Annotated in this window: 17 protein-coding genes; 14 read left to right on the forward strand and 3 right to left on the reverse strand. The window is 63.2% G+C overall.

The features are described from left to right. Positions 1-18 precede the first annotated feature (18 nt). The 3 genes from B4N44_RS15660 to map all read right to left on the reverse strand — a co-directional run bounded on the left by B4N44_RS15660 (position 19) and on the right by map (position 4,080). A complete protein-coding gene (locus B4N44_RS15660; protein WP_296702711.1) occupies positions 19-585 on the reverse strand; it encodes a hypothetical protein in 567 nt (188 codons plus the stop codon). Further along, positions 572-3,169, reverse strand: a complete 2,598-nt coding sequence (glnD, locus tag B4N44_RS15665) for a [protein-PII] uridylyltransferase (protein ID WP_296702713.1) — start codon at positions 3,167-3,169, stop codon at positions 572-574. The genes B4N44_RS15660 and glnD overlap by 14 nt, the downstream gene beginning before the upstream one ends. A gap of 65 nt (positions 3,170-3,234) precedes the next feature. Further along, positions 3,235-4,080: a type I methionyl aminopeptidase gene (map, locus tag B4N44_RS15670; RefSeq protein ID WP_296702716.1), complete on the reverse strand. Its 846-nt coding sequence runs from the start codon at positions 4,078-4,080 to the stop codon at positions 3,235-3,237. Between the two features lie 349 nt (positions 4,081-4,429). Here map and rpsB point away from each other — a divergent pair, with 349 nt between their 5' ends. The 14 genes from rpsB (at position 4,430) to lpxB (ending at position 18,426) form a co-directional block, all read left to right on the forward strand. Next, positions 4,430-5,188, forward strand: a complete 759-nt coding sequence (gene rpsB, locus B4N44_RS15675) for a 30S ribosomal protein S2 (RefSeq protein WP_296702804.1) — start codon at positions 4,430-4,432, stop codon at positions 5,186-5,188. Positions 5,189-5,324: 136 nt separating this feature from the next. Beyond that, positions 5,325-6,212, forward strand: a complete 888-nt coding sequence (gene tsf / locus B4N44_RS15680) for a translation elongation factor Ts (protein ID WP_296702717.1) — start codon at positions 5,325-5,327, stop codon at positions 6,210-6,212. Between the two features lie 86 nt (positions 6,213-6,298). After that, positions 6,299-7,021: a UMP kinase gene (pyrH, locus tag B4N44_RS15685; protein WP_296702719.1), complete on the forward strand. Its 723-nt coding sequence runs from the start codon at positions 6,299-6,301 to the stop codon at positions 7,019-7,021. 1 nt (position 7,022) lies between these two features. Further along, entirely contained in the window at positions 7,023-7,580 is a 558-nt protein-coding gene (gene frr, locus B4N44_RS15690) for a ribosome recycling factor (protein ID WP_296702721.1), read from the forward strand. A 57-nt stretch (positions 7,581-7,637) separates the two neighbouring features. Further along, positions 7,638-8,399, forward strand: coding sequence for a polyprenyl diphosphate synthase (gene uppS / locus B4N44_RS15695; RefSeq protein WP_296702806.1), 762 nt, complete (start codon positions 7,638-7,640; stop codon positions 8,397-8,399). Continuing rightward, a complete protein-coding gene (locus tag B4N44_RS15700) occupies positions 8,386-9,240 on the forward strand; it encodes a phosphatidate cytidylyltransferase (protein ID WP_296702724.1) in 855 nt (284 codons plus the stop codon). The genes uppS and B4N44_RS15700 overlap by 14 nt, the downstream gene beginning before the upstream one ends. Beyond that, on the forward strand, positions 9,237-10,424 hold the full coding sequence (gene ispC / locus B4N44_RS15705; RefSeq protein ID WP_296702726.1) for a 1-deoxy-D-xylulose-5-phosphate reductoisomerase: 1,188 nt from the start codon (positions 9,237-9,239) through the stop codon (positions 10,422-10,424). Before B4N44_RS15700 ends, ispC begins: the two co-directional genes overlap by 4 nt. Positions 10,425-10,614: 190 nt before the next feature. Further along, positions 10,615-11,979: an RIP metalloprotease RseP gene (gene rseP / locus B4N44_RS15710; RefSeq protein WP_296702729.1), complete on the forward strand. Its 1,365-nt coding sequence runs from the start codon at positions 10,615-10,617 to the stop codon at positions 11,977-11,979. 79 nt (positions 11,980-12,058) lie between these two features. Further along, positions 12,059-14,392 (forward strand): outer membrane protein assembly factor BamA, encoded by a 2,334-nt coding sequence (bamA, locus tag B4N44_RS15715; protein WP_414718162.1) that lies wholly within the window; start codon positions 12,059-12,061, stop codon positions 14,390-14,392. A 69-nt stretch (positions 14,393-14,461) separates the two neighbouring features. Next, positions 14,462-14,920 carry an OmpH family outer membrane protein gene (locus B4N44_RS15720; RefSeq protein WP_296702733.1) on the forward strand — a complete coding sequence of 153 codons (459 nt, stop codon included), beginning with the start codon at positions 14,462-14,464 and terminating at the stop codon, positions 14,918-14,920. Between the two features lie 39 nt (positions 14,921-14,959). Further along, entirely contained in the window at positions 14,960-16,006 is a 1,047-nt protein-coding gene (lpxD, locus tag B4N44_RS15725) for a UDP-3-O-(3-hydroxymyristoyl)glucosamine N-acyltransferase (RefSeq protein ID WP_296702735.1), read from the forward strand. 1 nt (position 16,007) lies between these two features. Continuing rightward, positions 16,008-16,517 carry a 3-hydroxyacyl-ACP dehydratase FabZ gene (fabZ, locus tag B4N44_RS15730; RefSeq protein WP_296702736.1) on the forward strand — a complete coding sequence of 170 codons (510 nt, stop codon included), beginning with the start codon at positions 16,008-16,010 and terminating at the stop codon, positions 16,515-16,517. Beyond that, positions 16,514-17,284, forward strand: a complete 771-nt coding sequence (gene lpxA, locus B4N44_RS15735; RefSeq protein WP_296702738.1) for an acyl-ACP--UDP-N-acetylglucosamine O-acyltransferase — start codon at positions 16,514-16,516, stop codon at positions 17,282-17,284. Before fabZ ends, lpxA begins: the two co-directional genes overlap by 4 nt. Beyond that, entirely contained in the window at positions 17,284-18,426 is a 1,143-nt protein-coding gene (gene lpxB, locus B4N44_RS15740; RefSeq protein WP_296702810.1) for a lipid-A-disaccharide synthase, read from the forward strand. The genes lpxA and lpxB overlap by 1 nt, the downstream gene beginning before the upstream one ends. Positions 18,427-18,449 lie beyond the last annotated feature (23 nt).

Here is an 18,449-nt window from a genome sequence, read left to right on the forward strand (position 1 = left end):
ACTCATGCTCGAACGATATCAGAATCCCCTGAAATACCAGTGATTGTCCCAGCCGGGCGGCGCAAAGATCGACTCCTCGTCCGGGACGTCGGGCGACGCCGCGCCGCTGCCGATCTCCGGCAGGGTGGGCATCCCGGTGACCCACGGCCAAGGCCGCGGGAGCTGATCGGGTCCGAGGCTGCGAAAGAGCTCGCGCTCCTGATCCATGCGTTCGAGACGGTCTGCACGTCGACGGCGTCTATCCTCTTCCCACGCCTCTTGCTGGGCTGCTGCCCTCGGATTGTTGGCTCGCCGGCGGGCCTCGTAGGCACTACGTGTCGCCTCGCGTCGGGCCTCCCACGCCTGTCGTTGGGCGCGCACCTCGTCGAGCCATGGTGTCGGCGTGCTCCCCGGAGGTGGGTCGCCGAAGGTCTGGCTAACAGGCTGGATGGGCACGATGAGGTTTGCGTCGGCCGCGATCGCAGCCGGGATCGACAGGAGTCCGACGATCAGCGCAACGGTGCCGAATCGCATGCCCTTGAAGCGAGCCTTCAAACCTGCCGGCATCCCGAGCCCGACGATATCGCGATGTTCAGCGTTTTCCATGGCCTTCCAGCCGATCGTGGATCTCGCGTCGCAAGCAGGATAGGGCGGTTTCGCAGGTGATGGGGGTTTCGTCGTCGTTGGTGATGAAGAAGACATCGTCGACCTCGGCGCCGACCGTCGCGATCTTGGCGTTTTGAAGGCGGATGCCGCAATTCTGGAAGACCGCGCCGACGTCCGCGAGCAGGCCGGGGCGATCCAGGGTGGCGAGGCGCATGATGGTGCGGCGGTTGGGTTCGTCGGGGGAGAAGGTCACGCGCGTCTCGGTCGGAAAATACCGATGGCGTCTCGGCATGGAACGTGCGACTTGAATCTCCTCCTCGGCATCCTCGGCGAGATCCGCGACCAAGCAGGAGCGAATCTCCTCCATCCTCAATGCGTCATGGATGGGGCTGCCGTCCTGGTCCAGGACCTGATAGGTGTTGACCGCCATTCCTGCGTCGGTGGTCATGATGCGTGCATCCATGATGCTGAGGCCGACCTGATCCAGGAGCGCGGTGATGCGCCCGAAGAGGTTTGCGCGGTCGCTGGTGTAGATGAAGATCTCGGTCCCTCCGCGCGCCGTGACCGGGCGAATCACCACGAGCGGCAGCTGATCGGGCTCGCACGCGAGGATCTGGCGTGTCTGCCAGGCGATCTCGTCGGGAGAGTTATGCAGGAACAGATCCAGGCCGAATCTATTCCAGAGCCGATTGCAGGCGGCAGGATCCCCGCCGTAGCGCGCGACCAGGCGCCTCGCCTCGGTCTGTTTCTGCTCGATCAGCTCGTCCTGGGCCTGGGGATTCTCGAGTCCGCGCAGCAGCGCGCGGCGCGTCCCGTGATACAGCTCGCGCAGCAGTGCGTCTTTCCAACTGTTCCAGCGCTCGGGATTGGTCGCTCGGGCATCCGCAACCGTCAATAGATAGAGATAATCCAATCGTGTCGGGTCGCCGACGACGGCGGCGAAGGACTGGATCACCTCCGGATCGCTGATGTCTTTGCGCTGGGCCGTCATCGACATCAGCAGATGTTTCTCCACCAGCCAGCCGACGAGCCGACTGTCGAACTCGGGCAGTCCGTGGAGCCGGCAGAACTCCCGGGCGTCGTCGGCGCCGAGCAGCGAATGGTCTCCGCCGCGGCCCTTTGCGATGTCGTGAAAGAGCCCTGCGAGATACAGGAGCTCGGGCTTGGGGATGCGCCTGGCGATCGCGCTGCAGAGCGGGAATTCGTCGTCGTGCTTGGTGATGGTGAAGCGGCGAAGATTGCGTAGCAAACAGAGCGTGTGCTCGTCGACCGTGTACACATGGAGCAGATCGTACTGCATGCGTCCGACGATGTTGGCGAACGCCGGGATGTAGGCCGCCAGCACGCCGTAACGGTTCATGCGTCGAATCACATGGATGAGACCGCTCGGGTGACGAAGGATCTCCATGAAGAGGCTGCGCGCGCGCAGATCGGCGCGGAAGTCATCGTCGATGCGGTGGCGGTTCTCGCGGATCAGCCGGATGGTGCTGGCGCGCACGCCTTCGAGCTCGGTATGGACCTGAAGGACGTGGAAGATCTCGAGAAGGGCGATCGGGTAGCGCTGGAACACGCTCGCCGAGGTCACCTCGAGATAGCCGCTGCGTGACTGGAAGCGCTTGTTGACCGGCAGCGGGGGGCCGACGTCGTCATGCAGGAGGATCGCCTCGCGAAACAACTGCAGCAGCATCTCGTTGAGCCGATTGAGCTCTTGGACGGTGCGGTAGTACTGCTGCATGAACTGCTCGACGGCAAGGTTGTTCGGGCCGTCCTCGAAGCCGAATTGGGTGGCGAGGGTCCGCTGATACTCGAACAGGAGTCGGTCCTCGCGCCGTCCGGCGATACGATGCAACGCGAAACGGATCCGCCACAGCAGCGTTTGCCCGTCGATCAGCGTGGCATATTCGGATTCGGTCAGAAAGCCGTGACCGACCAGCTCATGCAGGGTCTCGGCGTCGAAGTGGCGCTTGGCGACCCATCCGATCATTTGAATATCGCGCAAGCCGCCCGGGTTTTCCTTGATGTTGGGCTCGAGGTTGTAGGCGGTGCCGCCGTATTTCTGCCAGCGTGTACGCTGCTCCCGGGTCTTGGCGGCGAAGAATTGCTCGCTGTCCCACATGCGCTCGGGGCTGACGACGTCGCGCATCCGATGGCACAGCGCGCTGCTGCCGCGGATCAGGCGAGCCTCCATCATATTGGTCATGACGGTCACGTCGCCGGCGGCCTCGCGCGCGCACTCCTCGGGGGTGCGCACGCTGTGCCCGACCTCCAGGCCGATGTCCCACAGGCAGGTCACGAGACCTTCCAGGGGCGCGGCGAGGCGCGCGTCGGCATCGGCGTCGACGATGACCAGGATGTCGATGTCGGAGGCCGGCTGGAGCTCCTGCCGCCCGTATCCGCCGACGGCGACCAAGGCGGCGTCCACGGTCCGACCGAGGTGATGGTCCCAGACCTCGCGCAGGACTTCGTCAATGAGGAGGCTGCGTCGCAGGACCAGGCTCCCGACCGGTGCGCCTCGGTCGAAGTCTGCGAAGAGTCGGTCGCGCCCGGCTCTGAGACGGTCCTTCCAATCGGTGATCGGGGCCATCGGATCGGCCGCCGGCCTCGCCTCCACAGCCTCATTCGGCAAGGCCTGGGGGCGCGGTGCGGCGTTCATGGGCGTGCGACGATGTCGCGCTCCGCCTTGCGCTGATCGGCGCGCTGATCGGCGGGCACGGCCGCGATGGATTTGTCGGTGCGCTCCTCGGCGCGCAAGGTCAGGATCTCGTGTCCCTGATCGGTGACGAGGACGGTGTGCTCCCACTGCGCCGACAAACTGCGGTCCTTGGTGACGACCGTCCAGCCGTCCGGGAGCAGCTTGATGAAGCGCTTGCCGGCGTTGACCATCGGCTCGACGGTGAAGCACATGCCCGCCTTCAGGACCAAGCCCTCGCCGGGCTTGCCGTAGTGCAGGACTTGCGGCTCTTCGTGAAACGCCTGACCGATCCCATGCCCGCAATATTCGCGCACCACCGAGCATCCCTGTGCCTCGACGAACTGCTGAATCGCGTGACCGATGTCTCCCAGGGTCGCGCCGGGGCGCACCTTCGCGATGCCGAGCCGCATCGCCTGTTGCGTGACCGTGACGAGACGACGCGCCAGGATGCTCGGCTCGCCCACGAAGAACATCTTGCTGGTGTCGCCGTGATACCCGTCCTTGATGACGGTGATGTCGATGTTGACGATATCGCCTTTCTTGAGGCGTTTGTTTCCCGGGATCCCGTGGCAGACCTGGTGGTTTACGGAGGTACAGATGGATCTGGGAAAGCCGCGGTAATTCAAGGGCGCCGGGATGGCCCGCTGTACGCGTGTAATGTAGTCGTGGCAGATGCGATCGAGCTCGTCCGTGGTCGCGCCCGGGACGACATGGGGGACGATCATGTCGAGAACGTCGGCTGCCAGTCGGCCCGCCACGCGCATCTTCTCGACGGCCTCGGGTGTTTTGATTGGCACACTCATGGCGTGCGTCGCTGAATCGACATCAGGTCCGGATCTCACAGAAAACCTTGAGGTAATTGCCCGTAAGGAACGGGCTATGGTATAAAACCCGGCGCGCTGCGGCAAATCCGCTGCTGTCGGGCTTTCGGCGAGCCGAAGCGCTGCCGAGATCCTGCGCAAAACGGCTGTACGCCCGGGATCACCGGGTTGCGCAACGCCGAATCGAGACCGGCCCCGGATCACGGGCGCCGAAACAATGTCCGCACACGCATCGACACAACCGGCCGGGTGCCTGGCAATCAGGTTGCCGCTTGGGATGCGTGGAGGCCCAACCCAGACCACAGGAAGCAAGACCTTGAGCGACGTGACCATGCGCCAGATGTTGGAAGCGGGCGTCCATTTCGGACACCAGACCCGCTATTGGAACCCCAAGATGGGGGCCTTCATCTTCGGACAACGCAACAAGATCCATATCGTAAACCTGGAAAAGACGCTGCCGCTCTATCAAGAGGCCGTCAATTTCATGGGCTCGCTGACCGCCAACGGCGGCCGTATCCTCTTCGTCGGCACCAAGCGTGCGGCACGCGAGGCGATTCAGGAGGAGGCCCTGCGCTGCGGGATGCCCTTCGTCAATCATCGCTGGCTCGGGGGGATGCTGACCAACTTCAAGACCATCCGGCACTCGGTCAAGCGACTCAAGGAGCTCGAGACCATGTTCGCGGAGGGCACGATCGAGCGCTTCAACAAAAAGGAAGCACTGGGTCTCGCGCGCGAGCGTGCGAAGCTCGAGCAGAGCATCGGCGGTATCAAGGACATGGACGGCCTCCCGGACGCCATGTTCGTGATCGATGTGGGTCACGAGAAGATCGCCGTGACCGAAGCCAACAAGCTGGGCATCCCGGTGGTGGGCGTGGTCGATACCAACAACGATCCGAGCAAGGTCGACTACGTGATCCCGGGCAACGACGACGCCATCCGTGCGGTGCGCCTGTACATCAGCGGCGCGGCGGATGCGATCCTCGACGGCCGCAACACCGCGGCCGCGATGGTCGGGCGCGGCGGCGATACCTTTATCAATGCACCTGTCGAGAGCGAGTCGGCGCCGAGCGCTGTTGCCGAAGCCGAGTAGATCGGCTGCGCGACCCGAGCGCGCTCCGGATCCGATCCGCGCGCGCATCCAGTCTTCGTTCGCTCCCGAGCACTCGGGTGCGAACGTCTTCCAGTACAACCCGAAGTCGTCCCCGAGGGGACAGAGGAAGCAAACGATGGCGATTACAGCGGCATTGGTGAAAGAGCTCCGGGAGCGCACCGGCGCCGGCATGATGGAGTGCAAGAAGGCGCTGGTGGAGTCCGACGGCGATATCGAAGCGGCCATCGAGGCGATGCGCAAGGCCGGTCAGGCGAAGGCTGCCAAGAAATCCGGGCGCACCGCAGCCGAAGGCGTGGTCATGATCGAGATCGCTCCCGACGGCAAGCGCGGTGTCTTGGTCGAGATCAACTGTGAAACCGATTTCGTGGCGAAAGACGCCAGTTTTCTCGGCTTTGCGCAGTCAACCGCCGCGACGGCGCTCGCCGGCGATATGGCCGATGCCGAGTCACTGTCGGCGACGGCACTTTGCGACGACCCGGCGAGCACCGTCGACCAAGCCCGCGAGGCCCTGATCACCAAGATCGGCGAGAATGTCCAGGTGCGTCGTTTGGTGCGCTTCGACGATGTGGAAGGCAGTCTCTACAGCTATCGTCACGGTGTTCGCATCGGCGTGGTGCTCGAGATGAGCGGCGGCGACGAGACGCTCGGGCGCGACATCGCCATGCATATCGCAGCGACCAATCCGCTGTGTCTCGGAGCCGACGAGGTTCCGCCCGAGACGCTCGCCAAAGAGCGCGAGATCTTCAAGGCGCAAGCGCTCGACAGCGGCAAGCCCGAGGCGATCGTCGACAAGATCATCGACGGGCGCGTGCGCAAGTATCTCGAAGAGGTGACCCTGCTCGGTCAGCCGTTCGTGAAGGATCCGGAGACCTCGGTTGAGAAGCTCCTGAAGCAGGCGGGTGCAACGGTCCATCGCTTTGCCCGCGTCGAGGTCGGCGAGGGCATCGAGAAGAAGGTCGAGAACTTCGCCGAAGAGGTCATGGCGCAGGTTCGCTCGACCTGACCCGCGCGCCCCGACCGACTGGGCCCCGAAGGTTGCGTGATTCACGCAGCCTTCTCCGACTCAACCCATGACGAGGTTCTCCCGCCATGACGGCGCCCGTATATCGACGCATCCTGCTCAAGCTCAGCGGCGAGGCCTTGGTCGGCTCCGAGGCTTACGGCATCGATCCTGAGGTTCTGGAGCGCTTTGCCGGCGAGATCCGCGATCTCGCCGGCATCGGTGTTCAGGTGGCGCTCGTCATCGGCGGCGGGAACATCTTCCGCGGGGCGGGTCTTGCGGCCAAGGGAATGGACCGTGTGACCGGGGATCAGATGGGGATGCTCGCCACCGTCATGAACGGGTTGGCGATGCAGGATGCGCTCGAGCGTATGGGTGTCGCGGCGCGCGTCATGTCGGCCCTGAAGATCAATCAGGTCTGCGAGGATTACATCCGGCGGCGTGCCATGCGGCATCTCGACAAGGGTCGCGTGGTCATCTTTGCCGCCGGGACCGGAAACCCGTTTTTTACGACCGATTCGGCGGCCAGTCTGCGTGCGATCGAGGTCGGTGCCGATCTTCTGATCAAGGCCACCAAGGTTGACGGCATCTACTCGGCCGACCCGATGATCGATCCGGGGGCGACCTTCTATCCCCGCATCAGTTATGATCGTGCGCTTCGTGAAGGGCTGCAGGTCATGGACACGACGGCTATCGTGTTGTGTCGCGACCATGGCATGCCACTACGTGTAATGAATATCAACGAGCCCGGTGCGCTCTCGCGGTTGATCCGCGGCGAAGACGTCGGCTCGTTGGTCGTGAGCGGGAACTGACATGATCGACGATATCAAGAAGGACGCTGCGGAGCGCATGGCCAAAAGTGTCGATGCACTCAGCCACGAGCTGGCCAAGATCCGAACCGGCCGGGCGCATCCATCCCTTTTGGACCATGTCATGGTCTCCTACTACGGTTCCGAGATGCCGATCCGGCAGGTCGCGAACGTGAGCGCGGAGGACGCGCGAACGCTGGCCGTGACGCCGTGGGAACGAAACATGGTGCAGGCCGTCGAGAAGGCTATCATGCAATCGGACCTCGGGCTCAATCCCAATACCGCCGGGACGGTCATTCGTGTCCCCATGCCGGCGCTCACCGAAGAGCGGCGACGCGATCTCATCAAGGTTGCCCGCAACGAGGCCGAGCAGGCGCGGGTCGCCGTGCGCAACATTCGCCGCGATGCCAATCATGATCTGAAGGAACTCGTGAAGGACAAGATGATCTCCGAGGACGAGGAGCGCCGCGGTCAGGAGCTGGTTCAGAAGCTGACCGATCAGTACATCAAGGATGTCGATGCGGTCTTGGCGGAGAAAGAAGCGGACTTGATGTCGATCTGAGGCGGGCGGGCAATCCGGACAATGACCACCGTGGATATTGCAACGCCCGCAATCGGAATGAGCGATCCGGATCCATCCGTGCCTCGGCACGTCGCCATCATCATGGACGGCAACGGCCGCTGGGCCAAGCAGCGCGATCGTCCCCGCACGGCAGGCCATCGGGAGGGCGTGAAAAGCGTCCGTGCCATTGTCGAAGAAAGCGTCCGACGCGGTGTGGGAACCCTGACACTCTTTGCTTTCAGCAGCGAAAATTGGCGGCGCCCGCGCTCGGAGGTCAACATCCTCATGGAGCTCTTCATGAGCGCGTTGCGCGGCGAGGTGCGCCGCCTCAACGAGAACGATGTTCGACTGCGTATCATCGGCGAGCGCGGGGCCTTCCCGGAGAAGCTCCAGAGACGGATCGCCGAGGCCGAAGAGCTGACCGCAAGCAACCGGTCCCTCAATCTGCAAGTGGCCGCCAATTACGGGGGGCGCTGGGACATCACTGCGGCCGCCCGGCGACTCGTGGCCGACGCGCTCAGCGGGGCACTCGATCCGGATGCGATCGACGAGGATGCCCTCGCAAGCCGCCTGTCGTTCCCCGATCTCCCGGAGCCGGACTTCTTTATTCGCACCGGCGGGGAGCAACGCCTGAGCAACTTCGTGCTGTGGCAATCCGCCTATGCCGAGTTGTATTTCACCGATCTGCTGTGGCCCGACTTCGATGCGGCCGCCTATGGTCGAGCCCTGGAGAACTATGCGTGCCGGCAGCGGCGTTTCGGGCGAACCGGCGAGCAGGTCGAGATGCAGGCCCCGATGAGAGCTTATGGCCGGGGCTGACGCCTTGCCTGCATCCAACGCACTGAAGCGTCGGACCATCACGGCACTCTCCTTGGTGCCGCTCGTCATCGCTGCAGTCCTCTGGCTGCCGACCCCTGCCTTCGCACTCGTCTTGGCCGGGGTCCTGATGCTGGCGGCCGTGGAATGGTGCACGCTGGCCGGATTGACGCGGCCGATCCCACGCATCCTCTATTCGTTTGCGATCTTGTTCGCGATGGCGCTCCTCTGGATCTGGCCGCAGGGGCAGTCTTGGTTCTTCGGTCTGAGTGCCCTCTGGTGGGCGGGTCAGGCGGTGGCCCTGCCGCGGATCAGGGAGATCCCGAGGGTCGAGGACCTTCAGTGGTCTCTGCTTGGTGCCGGTTTTCTTGTCTTGGTCGGTCCTTGGGCAGCACTGATTCATCTGCATGGGCTCCCGAATACGGGGCCGGCACTCGTCCTCTTCCTGCTCTTTCTGATGTGGACGGCCGATTCAATGGCCTATTTCGTCGGCCGTGCCTGGGGTGGTGGTCGCGCAAAGCTTGCGCCCGTGCTGAGTCCTGGCAAGACGCGGGTCGGCGTCTACGGAGCGATGGCCGGGGCCGTTGCCTGCGCTCTGATGTTCGGGTGGATCCTGTCCGCGACGCCGATGGCAACCCTCCTGATACTGCTGGTTTGCGGCGTATCGGTCATGATCTCGATCGTGGGGGATCTCTACGAGAGTCTCCTCAAGCGTCGCCGCGGTCTGAAGGATTCGAGTCATCTTTTGCCCGGACATGGCGGCATGCTCGACCGAATCGACAGTTTGACGGCAGCCGCGCCCGTGTTTGCCTTGGGTATCACCTTGATTGGAGTCGCGACGTGATCGGCGTAACTGTCCTCGGCTCGACCGGCTCGGTCGGCGTAAGCACCCTCGATGTCGTCGCCCGTCATCCCGAGCAGTTTCACGCGGTCGCCTTGACGGCAAATCGCGACAGCGAGCGCATGGCCGAGCAGTGCCGGTGTCACCGACCGCAGATCGCGGTGATGGTCGAGGAGGCTGCGGCGCAGCGTCTGCGCGAGCTGCTCGCGGACATGCCGGGGCGCCCGGAGATCCTCTCGGGTGTCGAAGGGCTCGAGCAGGTCGCGACCATGCCCGAGACCCGATACGTCATGGCGGCGATCGTCGGTGCCGCGGGTCTGCCGCCCACGCTGGCCGCAGCCCGTGCAGGCAAGCGTCTGCTGCTCGCCAACAAGGAGTCGCTGGTGGTGGCCGGAGCCTTGCTCATGCGTGCCGTGGAGGAGAGCGGTGCGGAGCTGCTTCCGATCGACAGCGAGCACAACGCCATCTTCCAATGTCTGCCGCCGAACTTCTGCGAGGGCCTGCCGTCGGTCGGGGTGGAACGCATTCTGTTGACCGCGTCCGGCGGCCCGCTGCGCGATTGGCCGATCGAACGACTCGCGTCGGTCACCCCCGATCAGGCCTGCGCGCATCCCACGTGGGCGATGGGTCGCAAGATCTCGGTCGACTCGGCCACCATGATGAACAAGGGTCTGGAGGTCATCGAGGCCTGCTGGCTGTTCGGGACCGACACCGATCGCATCCAGGTTGTCGTCCACCCGCAGAGCGTGATCCACTCCTTGGTCCAATACCAAGACGGCTCCGTACTCGCCCAGCTCGGCAACCCCGATATGCGTACCCCGATCGCCCATGCGCTCGGATGGCCGGCGCGCCTGGATGCCGGCGTAGCGCCCCTGGATCTCTTCAAGGTCGGACAGCTGAATTTCGAAGAGCCGGATCTTGCGCGTTTCCCCTGCCTCGGGCTGGCCTTCAAGGCTGCACGCCAAGGCGGCACCGCGCCGGCGATCCTGAACGCGGCCAACGAGATCGCCGTGGCCGCCTTCCTGGATCGACGCCTCGATCTCCCGGGGATCGCCGCCGTCGTCGACGCGACGCTCGAGGCGCTTCCGAACGAAGACGTTGCGGGCCAGGATCTCGCATTCCTCCTGGACGTGGATCGGCGGGCACGCGAGCGCGCTGAACACCTGGTCCGATCGCGGGTGATTTAAACTGCCTCCGGACCGGTATTCAGTCGCCCTACAGAGGGGGCTGTCCCTGCTCCCCGGTGATGTCGTCGCCGACGCGGTTTAACTCAGAATTTAAATCAAAGACTTAAATCGCGTCACTCCGATCGCCGTTGATGACCGGAGTCCTTGCCCGCAACTCCTCCCTCATTAGCCACTCCGGACGCGATTTAAGATGGACATCCTCTTTACGATCGGCTCCTTCGTCGTCGCGCTCGCGATCCTGATCGCCGTACATGAGTTCGGGCACTTTTGGGTCGCCAGACGCTTGGGCGTGAAGGTTCTGCGCTTCTCGATCGGTTTCGGACGGCCCTTGATTCGCGTTCAGCGTCATCCGGATGCGACCGAGTATGTCGTCGCGCTGGTCCCGCTCGGCGGCTATGTCAAGATGCTCGACGAGCGCGAAGAGGAGGTTCCGGCGACACAGGCTCATCTCGCCTTCAACCGCCAGGCGCTTTGGAAGCGCTCGGCGATCGTCGTCGCCGGTCCACTGTTCAACTTCCTCTTCGCGATCTTCGCGTATTGGGCGATCTTCATGTCCGGCGACTCGGGCTTAAGGCCGATCGTCGGCGACGTCGAGCCTCAATCGATTGCTGCCGCGGCCGGCTTCCAGTCCGGCGACGAGCTGATTCGGGTCGGCGACCGCGAGGCGGGAAGTTGGGAGACGGCCCTGATCGCATTCGTCGGGAAATCGCTCGACGGGCGTGAGTTGGCGGTTCAGGTGCGCGACGCCTCGGGCCTCGAGCTGACGCGCTGGATCCCCTCCGATGCGGTGCGCAGTCTGGCCGAGGAGCCGGACCTCCTCGGTCGCCTGGGTCTTTCTCCGAAACGTCCGACCTTGCCCGCCGTGATCGGCGAGCTGGTCCCCGGCGAAGCGGCCGAGGACGCCGCACTACAGACCGGTGATCGTATCCTGTCGGCCGACGGCCGTCCGATCGAAGGCTGGCAGGACTGGGTCGGCGTGGTCCAGGAGCATCCGGACGAGGCCTTGTCGATCGAGATCGAGCGTGCCGACGGCGAGCGCCTTACGTTGAGCGTGACGCCGCGATCGACTCAGGTCGAGGGGAACACCATTGGTCGGATCGGGGCCGGCGTGCTGGTTCCGGAGGGCTTGATGGACGATTACAGCGTCGAGGTGCGCTACGGTCCCGTCGAATCGCTTGATCGGGCCGTCTCCAAGACCGTCGAGATGAGCGTCATGACGCTGCGTGTCGTGGGGCGCATGTTGATCGGTCAGGCGTCGGTCGAGAACCTCAGCGGTCCCATCACGATCGCGGAGACGGCCGGGAGAACCGCGAGCTATGGATTGGAATCCTTCGTGAAATTCCTCGCGGTCGTGAGCATCAGCCTGGGCATCCTCAACCTCCTGCCGGTGCCTGTGCTGGACGGAGGGCATCTGTTGTACTTCTTTATCGAGTGGGTCAAGGGTCGTCCCCTCTCCGAGGAGGCCCAGATGCAGGGCCAGAAGATCGGCCTTTTTCTCCTGGCGGCACTCATGTCGCTGGCCTTCTACTTGGATCTCTCCCGGCTATTGGGCTAGGCGCGTCGAATCCCTTATACTGGCGACCCTAAAACGCCGACTGCGCCGCAGACTTCGGCTTGATCGAGGGGACCCTGTCTTGCGCGCGATACCTCTGATGCTCCGTTGCTGCGCACGTCGGCAGCTCGCTTTGGTGACCCTTCTGCTGGCGATCAACATGCCGGTCGCCGCCGAGGTGTTTCAGATCGCCGACATCCGCGTGGAGGGCCTGCAGCGGATCGCACCCGGCACCGTCTTCAACTATCTGCCGGTACAGGTCGGGGACACGGTCGGAGACGGCGTGACCGGCGGGATCATTCGCTCGCTCTACCAAACCGGTTTCTTCGACGATGTGCGTGTCGAGCGTGAGGGCAACGTCCTTGTGCTGTGGGTCCGCGAGCGACCCGCGATCGCCTCGATCGACATTACCGGCAACCGCGACATCGACACCAAGGCGTTGACGGCTGCCTTGTCCGACATCGGGCTGAAGGAAGGGCGAGTCTTCGATCGCTCGGTTCTCGACCGGATCGAGCAGGAGCTCGAGCGTCAGTATTTCTCCCGCGGCAAATACGGCGTGCTGATTCAGTCGACGGTCTCGCCGCTCGAGCGAAACCGCGTGGCGGTCCGCATCGAGATCACCGAGGGGCTGACAGCGCGGATCAAGCAGATCACCGTCATCGGCAACGAGGCGTTCCCCGAAAAAGAGCTGCTCAAGCGCTTCGAGCTCGGCACCACCGGCTGGACCTCGTTCTATTCCAAGAACGATCAGTATTCCAAGCAAAAGCTCGCCGGTGATTTGGAGACCCTGCGCTCCTTCTATCTAGACCGTGGCTTTATTCGGTTCGACATCAAGTCGACTCAAGTCTCCATCAGCGCCGACAAGAAGGAGATCTATATCACCGTCGTCGTCGACGAGGGCGAACCCTACCGGATCGGCGACATCAAGCTTGCCGGCGAGCCATCGATCCCGGCCGAGGAGCTGTTCCCTCTGATTCAGCTCAAACGCGGCGACTTTTTCTCCCGTCGGGCGACCACCGAAAGTTCGGAGCGGATCTCGAACCTGCTCGGCGATCGCGGTTATGCCTTCGCGAACGTCAACACCATTCCCGAGATCGACGAGGAGGCGCGCACGGTCACGGTGACCTTCTTCGTTGATCCAGGACAGCGCGTCTACGTGCGTCGCGTCAACATGAAGGGCAATACCCGAACCCGCGACGAGGTCCTGCGCAGGGAGATGCGCCAGCTGGAGTCGGCCTGGTTCTCGGCCGAGCTGGTCCGCAAGTCGCGCGAGCGTCTCCAGCGTTTGGGCTACTTCGAGGATGTCGCCATCGAGACGCCTGCCGTGCCCGGTTCCGCCGACCAAGTCGATGTCGATGTGACGGTGACCGAGAAACCTGCGGGGAACCTTTCGGCGGGCGTCGGTTACTCCCAATCGCAGGGTATTTTGCTCAACGCCAGCGTGACGCAGAACAATTTCCTGGGAACCGGCAAGCGTGTCTCGTTCGGAGTCAACACGAGCGAAGCGACCCAGCTCTATCAGATCGCTTATACCAACCCCTTCTATACGGTGGACGGTATCAGTCGGGGTTTTAATATCGCCTACCGTGAAACGAATTTCGACGAGTTGATCGGTGCGGATTACTCGACCGACGTCGGCGTACTGGGCATGAACTTCGGTCTGCCCATTTCCGAGACCAGCCGTGCCGGCCTCGGTATCCGTTATCAGTATACGAATTTCATCGCCGGCGACTTTTCCGAGCTTGCACAAGAGTTCGTCGAGGAAAACGGCAATGTCTTCAATGACTTTATACTCTCGGCGAGCTATACGAACGACAGCAGAGATACCGCGATCTTCCCGACCAAGGGTGGATTGCGCGTGCTGAGGGCAGACCTCGCTGTCCCGGGAAGCGATCTACAATATTACAAGCTCACCTACCAGGAGCAGCTCTATGTCCCTCTGACCTCGCGCTTCGTGGTGTCCTTGAGCGGCGATGTCGGATACGGCGAGGGCTACGGCGACACCGAGTCTCTTCCGTTCTTCGAGAACTACTATGCAGGTGGTCCCCGGTCGGTGCGCGGTTTCGTCGCCAACTCGCTCGGACCGCGCGAGATCGGCGACGACGATCCGGTCGGAGGTAACTTAAGGATGGCCGGCAGTGTCGAGCTGTTCGCCCCCGCACCCGGCGGAGCGGAGCTGGCCAAGACTCTGCGACTCGGAGCTTTCTTGGACTTCGGCAACGTCTGGGAGACCAACGCTTCCAATCTCATCGAGCCGACTGGATTCGACATCGGTGACCTGCGCTATTCGGCGGGTCTCTCGGCAACCTGGCTGTCGCCGATCGGTGCACTTTCGATCAGTCTGGCGGCTCCGCTCAACGAAGAAGAAGGCGACGACACCCAAGTCTTCCAGTTCGGTTTCGGACAGACCTTCTAAGGGAGTCGATGCGTGAGGTTAGCCGCTCTTTGGTCGTCGTTGTTCGCGTCGGTCCTGCTGTCGAGCCTTGTGCTCGCATCCGATTACAGGATCTCGGTAGTCGATCCCAACCGGGTCGTCGAGCAGTCTCCTCAATACGAGGCTGCCCGCGCTGCGCTTCAACGCGAGGTCGAAGATCGGGAGCGGATATTGCGCGAGCAGCAGGATCAGATCTCGGCGTTGCAAGGTCGCCTGGAGCGAGAAGGTGCCTTGATGAGCGAGAGCGAGATTCAGCGCTTGCAGAACGATATTCGAAGTCGAACCCGTAAGCTCAAATATGCGAGGGACGAGTTTCAGGAAGACTTCGCGTTGCGGCAGAACGAGCTTCGTACCAAGTTGGCCCTGCAGGTCCGCGAGGTGATCGTCGAGGTCGCCAAGGAGGAGAAGATCGATCTCGTCATCAGCGAGGGGCTGGTTTACTTCAGTCCACGCATCGATATTTCTGCGCAAGTCATCGAGCGACTCAAGCAGGAGTTCGTCGACAAGTGATGATGCCGTCCGCACCGATGCGGCGAGGTTGGTGAGGCCTTGGAGATCTCGCTCGGCGAATTGGCGCAACGTTTGTCGGTTCCATTACGGGGCGATCCCGACGCGCGTGTCTGCCGCATTGCGCCGCTGAGTTCCGCCGATGCAACCGGACTGACCTTTCTCGGCGACGGGCGCTTCAAGCGCCATCTCGGGCAGACTCGGGCCGGCTGCGTGATCCTATCGGATGCGGATGCAGATGCCTGTCGGGTACCCGTCCTGCTGAGCGACAACCCTTACCTGACCTTTGCGAAAGCGGCGAGGATTCTGTATCCGGAGCCGACAATCGTCGGCGGTATCCACCATAGCGCGGTCGTGGATCCGACGGCACTGGTGGACCCGACGGCATGGGTCGGTCCGACCTGCGTCCTGGAGGCCGGCGTGGTCGTGGGTGCACGCGCCTTTCTCGGACCCGGTTGTATCCTCGGACAGGGTGTGCGGGTCGGCGAGGAGAGTCGATTGGTGGCGCGCGTGACACTCTGCTCGGGCACCCTTGTCGGCAAACGCGCACTCCTGCACCCCGGCAGCGTTATCGGGCGGGAAGGTTTCGGTTTTGCGCGCGACGGCGATCGGTGGGTGCGCATCCCGCAGGTCGGGCGCGCGATTCTAGGCGACGATGTCGAGATCGGCGCGAATACGACGGTCGATCGCGGTGCGATCGCAGATACCCTGATCGGCGACGGGGTGAAGCTGGATAACCATATTCAGATCGGCCACAACGTCGAGATCGGCGAGAATACGGCGATGGCGGCGAATACCGGTATCTCGGGTTCGACCCGAATCGGTCGAAACTGCACCATCGCGGGTGCCGTCGGGATGGCCGGTCATCTGGAGATCGGCGACGGAGTCCATTTTACGGGGATGGCCATGGTGACCCGATCGGTCTTGGAGCCCGGCTCCTACAGCAGCGGGATCCCGGCCATGCCAAGCGCTGATTGGCGTCGCAACGTGGCTCGGTTCAGACATCTGGACGAGTTGGCGCGACGCATCAAACAACTTGAGAACCATATCGATACGATGAACGAAACAACTGGGCGGGAGGCTACCTAGCATGGAGGGATCGCATCCCACGCCGACGGATTCTGATTTGCGTCTTGATCGCTCGGAGGACGTCGTGAGCACAATGGATATCCACAAGATACTGAGCCTCTTGCCGCACCGGTATCCTTTTCTATTGGTCGACAAGGTCATCGACTACAAGGTGAACGAGTACCTGATCGCCTTGAAGAACGTCTCCTACAACGAGCCGTTTTTTACCGGCCATTTTCCGGTACGACCGGTGATGCCCGGCGTCTTGATCATCGAGGCGCTGGCGCAGGCGACCGGATTGCTGGCGATGGCCTCGCGCCCGGAAGAGGTCGGCAACAAGCTCTACTACTTCGTCGGCATCGACAAGGCGCGTTTCAAACGACCCGTCGAGCCCGGCGATCAGTTGATTCTGGACGTGAAGCTCGGCCCCGTGCGTCGCGGGATCTGGAAATTCGATGGCGAGGCGCGCGTGGACGATCGTCTCGTGGCCAGCGCCGAGATCATGTGTACGGCCCGAGACTTTACCGCTTGATTCACCCGACCGCCTTGGTCGATCCGGGGGCGGCGCTGGATTCCGATGTCGAGGTCGGCCCCTTCGCCGTCATCGGCCCGGATGTCGAGATCGGCGCGGGAAGCCGGATCGGCCCCCATGCCGTGATCAAGGGACCGACCCGGATCGGCCGGGACAATCGCGTCTTTCAGTTCGCGAGCGTCGGCGAAGATCCCCAGGACAAGAAATACGGCGGCGAGACGACGCGCCTCGAGATCGGCGATCGCAATCAGATCCGCGAGTTCACGACGCTGCATCGCGGCACCGTCCAAGACAAGGGCGTGACCCGGATCGGCAACGACAATCTCTTCATGGCCTATGTCCATGTGGCACACGACTGCCGCATCGGCGACAACGTCATCATGGCCAACGCCGCCTCTTTGGGCGGACACGTCGAGATCCAGGACTGGGCCATCCTCGGCGGCTTCACCATCGTCCACCAGTTTTGCAGGATCGGTGCTCACGGTTTTTGTGCCATGGGATCGGTTCTGAGCAAAGACGTTCCCCCCTACGTGACCGTCGGCGGGCACCCGGCCGAGCCTCGCGGTATCAACGCCGAGGGGTTGCGGCGTCGCGGGTTTTCCGATGTCGCCATTCAGGCGATCAAGCGGGCCTATCGAACGCTCTACATGGGAAACCTGAAGCTCGCCGAGGCGATCGCGGAGCTGAATCGGATGTCCGCGGACGTTCCGGAACTCGGCGTCATGGCCGACTTCATCGCCGACAGCAACCGCAGCATCGTGCGTTGATGTTGCGCATCGGGATCGTCGCCAACGAGGCGTCGGGCGACATCTTGGGAGCCGCTTTGGCTCGCGAGATCCGCAAACGGGTCCCCGAGGTCCGCTTCGTCGGTGTTGCCGGGCCACGGATGCAGGAGGAGGGTTGCGAGACCCTCTTCGCCATGGAACGGCTCTCCGTGATGGGGTTGATGGAGGTCCTCGGTCAGCTTCGCGAGCTTCTCGGACTCAGACGCGAGCTGGTGCGCTATTTCGTCGAGAATCCCCCGGATGTCTTCATCGGCGTGGATGCGCCCGATTTCAATCTCGGTCTGGAGCGCCGGCTGCGCGGTGCAGGCATCCGCACCGTGCACATGGTCAGTCCCACCGTCTGGGCCTGGCGTCCGGGTCGGGTGAAGTCGATCCGACGCTCGGTGGATCTCATGCTGAGCGTCTTTCCGTTCGAGGAGACTTTTCTGCGCGAGCACGGCGTGCCGGCACGCTATGTCGGTCATCCGCTCGCCGACGAGATCCCGATCGAGATCGATCGTGACGGCGCGCGACGTGCCCTCGGTCTGCCGCAGGCCGGATCGATCCTCGCCCTACTGCCGGGCAGTCGGATGGGCGAGGTCGAGCGTCTGGCCGGACCCTTTATCGAGACCGCCGCGCGTTGTCTCGCCGCCCGCCCGGACTTGCTGTTCCTGATCCCGTTGGTCAATGCTCGGCTGCGCGAGCGCTTCAGCCAAGTCTTGGCGCAGCTTGCGCCCGATCTACCGATTACTCTGGTCGACGGTCGCAGCCGCGAGGTCCTCGCCGCCGCCGATGTCGTGCTGACCGCCTCGGGAACGGCCACGCTGGAGACCCTGCTGACCAAGCGCCCGATGGTGGTCGCCTATCGCGTCCATCCGATCTCCTATCACCTGGTCAAACAGCTCGGTCTGGTCAAGGTGCCCTATATCGCTATGGCGAATCTCCTGGCCGAGAAGGATCTGGCGCCCGAGTTTATCCAAGACCGCTGCCGCGCCGATCTCTTGGCGCCGGCCGTTCTGGCGTTTCTGGATGATGCGGAGCGCGTCGCCGAGATTCAGGCCGAGTATCGACGCATCCATCTTTGGCTGCGACAGGATGCCGCCGCGAGCGCAGCACAAGCAGTTCTCGATCTCCTGGCGTATTGAATCGCGTCCGGTTTGAACGGTGG

The sequence above is a fragment of the Thiocapsa sp. UBA6158 genome (genome assembly GCF_002423035.1).
GTDB lineage: Bacteria > Pseudomonadota > Gammaproteobacteria > Chromatiales > Chromatiaceae > Thiocapsa.

Coding starts and splice junctions, on each gene's coding strand:
- B4N44_RS15660 (WP_296702711.1), bottom strand. CDS start 585: ATGGAAAACGCTGAACATCGCGATATCGTCGGGCTCGGGATGCCGGCA.
- glnD (WP_296702713.1), bottom strand. CDS start 3,169: ATGGCCCCGATCACCGATTGGAAGGACCGTCTCAGAGCCGGGCGCGAC.
- map (WP_296702716.1), bottom strand. CDS start 4,080: ATGAGTGTGCCAATCAAAACACCCGAGGCCGTCGAGAAGATGCGCGTG.
- rpsB (WP_296702804.1), top strand. CDS start 4,430: ATGCGCCAGATGTTGGAAGCGGGCGTCCATTTCGGACACCAGACCCGC.
- tsf (WP_296702717.1), top strand. CDS start 5,325: ATGGCGATTACAGCGGCATTGGTGAAAGAGCTCCGGGAGCGCACCGGC.
- pyrH (WP_296702719.1), top strand. CDS start 6,299: ATGACGGCGCCCGTATATCGACGCATCCTGCTCAAGCTCAGCGGCGAG.
- frr (WP_296702721.1), top strand. CDS start 7,023: ATGATCGACGATATCAAGAAGGACGCTGCGGAGCGCATGGCCAAAAGT.
- uppS (WP_296702806.1), top strand. CDS start 7,638: ATGAGCGATCCGGATCCATCCGTGCCTCGGCACGTCGCCATCATCATG.
- B4N44_RS15700 (WP_296702724.1), top strand. CDS start 8,386: ATGGCCGGGGCTGACGCCTTGCCTGCATCCAACGCACTGAAGCGTCGG.
- rseP (WP_296702729.1), top strand. CDS start 10,615: ATGGACATCCTCTTTACGATCGGCTCCTTCGTCGTCGCGCTCGCGATC.
- fabZ (WP_296702736.1), top strand. CDS start 16,008: ATGGAGGGATCGCATCCCACGCCGACGGATTCTGATTTGCGTCTTGAT.
- lpxB (WP_296702810.1), top strand. CDS start 17,284: ATGTTGCGCATCGGGATCGTCGCCAACGAGGCGTCGGGCGACATCTTG.